Genomic DNA, 2,500 nt, shown 5'->3' with positions numbered 1-2,500 from the left:
ATCTATCCATGAGCAGGTTGAAGCTCAGGTAAAACTGAGTGGAGGACCGAACCAGTATCAGTTGAAAATGATTTGGATGACTTGTGGATAGGGGTGAAAGGCCAATCAAACCCGGTGATAGCTGGTTCTCCCCGAAATATATTGAGGTATAGCCTCGGGAACGAGTCTTGCGGAGGTAGAGCACTGATAAGGCTAGGGGCCCCACCAGGTTACCAACCCTTGTCAAACTCCGAATGCCGTAAGATGCTTCCCGGGAGTCAGGCTATGGGTGCGAAGGTCCATGGCCAAGAGGGAAACAGCCCAGATCGACAGCTAAGGTCTCCAAATCCATACTAAGTGGGAAAGGTGGTGGAGTTGCTGATACATCCAGGAGGTTGGCTTAGAAGCAGCCATCCTTTAAAGAAAGCGTAATAGCTCACTGGCCTAGCGATTCTGCGCCGAAAATGTAACGGGGCTAAGTATGGTACCGAAGCTTCGGGCTCGTCTTTTAGACGAGCGGTAGGGGAGCGTTCTCAGATGGGATGAAGGTAAACCGTGAGGTTTGCTGGACTAATGAGAAGTGATTATGCTGGCATGAGTAACGATAAAACGGGTGAGAAACCCGTTCGCCGTAAGCCTAAGGTTTCCTGGGTAAAGCTAATCTGCCCAGGGTAAGTCGGCCCCTAAGGTGAGGCTGAAAAGCGTAACCGATGGGAAACAGGTTAATATTCCTGTACCTGTACATGTGTGCGACGGAGGGACGCAGGAGGATAGCTGATCCGGGTGTTGGATATCCCGGTGCAAGCGTGTAGGCTTGAAGGGTAGGCAAATCCGCTCTTCTTTAAGGCCGAGACGTGATGCCGTGTCATTTACAGACTGAAGTCAGTGATTCCATGCTGCCTAGAAAAGCTTCTAAGTTTAGCATGTGCAGACCGTACCGCAAACCAACACAGGTAGGCGGGTCGAGCAGACCAAGGCGCTTGAGAGAACTCTGGTTAAGGAACTCGGCAAAATGATCCCGTAAGTTCGCAATAAGGGATGCTCCCGCGTGTGATATGACTTGCTTGTTGAGCACGTGAGAGCCGCAGCGAATCGGGGGGGGCGACTGTTTACTAAAAACATAGGTCTCTGCGAAGTCGTAAGACGAAGTATAGGGACTGACGCCTGCCCGGTGCCGGAAGGTTAAGAGGTGGAGTTAGCTTCGGCGAAGCTCTAAATCGAAGCCCCGGTAAACGGCGGCCGTAACTATAACGGTCCTAAGGTAGCGAAATTCCTTGTCGGGTAAGTTCCGACCTGCACGAATGGCGTAACGATCCCCCCACTGTCTCAACCAGAGACTCAGTGAAATTGAATTCCGGGTGAAAATGCCCGGTACCCGCAGAAGGACGGAAAGACCCTGTGCACCTTTACTATAGCTTGACATTGGTATTTGGTTTATCATGTGTAGGATAGGTGGGAGACTTTGAAGCGGGCACGCCAGTGTTCGTGGAGTCACCCTTGAAATACCACCCTTGGTAATCTAGGTATCTAATCCAACGCCGTCATCCGGCTTGGAGACAGTGTCTGGTGGGTAGTTTGACTGGGGCGGTCGCCTCCCAAAGAGTAACGGAGGCTTGCAAAGGTTCCCTCAGGCTGATTGGAAACCAGCCGTCGAGTGCAAAGGCATAAGGGAGCTTGACTGTGAGACAGACATGTCGAGCAGGAACGAAAGTTGGTCTTAGTGATCCGGTGGTTCCGCATGGAAGGGCCATCGCTCATAGGATAAAAGGTACGCCGGGGATAACAGGCTGATCGCGTCCAAGAGTTCACATCGACGACGCGGTTTGGCACCTCGATGTCGGCTCATCACATCCTGGGGCTGGAGCAGGTCCCAAGGGTACGGCTGTTCGCCGTTTAAAGTGGTACGCGAGCTGGGTTTAAAACGTCGTGAGACAGTTTGGTCCCTATCCTCTGTGGGCGTAGGAGAATTGAAGAGGGTCTGCCCCTAGTACGAGAGGACCGGGGTGGACGAACCTCTGGTGTTCCTGTTGTCACGCCAGTGGCACTGCAGGGTAGCTATGTTCGGCACGGATAACCGCTGAAGGCATCTAAGCGGGAAGCCATCCTCAAGATTAGTTCTCCCTGGACTTCGGTCCCTGAAGATCCCTTGTAGACTACGAGGTTGATAGGCCGGATGTGTAAGCGCAGCGATGTGTTCAGCAGACCGGTACTAATAGATCGTGCGGCTTATCTAACTTACTTAATATCCTCTCTCCCCCTATTGAACTATATATTTTCCTGGTGGCCAGGGAGGAGGGGTTATACCCGATCCCATTCCGAACTCGGAAGTCAAGCCCTCCATCGCCGATGATACTGCGGTCTTAGTCGTGGGAAAGTAGGTCGCTGCCAGGATATTCTTCCTGAAAGGCCCGGTCAAAATGACCGGGCCTTTTTGCGTGGAATACACGCTGAACAAATGCAAAACTCCAGCTAGCAAATAACACGGCAAAAAACGGGACTCGGGCGGTTGCGCCAAGGTGTC

General features: G+C 52.3%; 2 rRNA genes (1 of these 2 cut by a window edge). Both read left to right on the top strand.

Going from position 1 to position 2,500, the window contains the following annotated elements:
- Positions 1–2,213, top strand: a 23S ribosomal RNA gene (locus BR24_RS13500) (it extends 726 nt beyond the left edge of the window).
- 42 nt (positions 2,214–2,255) lie between these two features.
- Positions 2,256–2,370, top strand: a 5S ribosomal RNA gene (gene rrf, locus BR24_RS13495).
- Positions 2,371–2,500 lie beyond the last annotated feature (130 nt).

It is taken from the genome of Pseudodesulfovibrio halophilus DSM 5663, assembly GCF_059568665.1.
The sequence above is the reverse complement of the archived record's forward strand: the minus strand, read 5'-3'. Positions and strand labels throughout refer to the sequence as shown.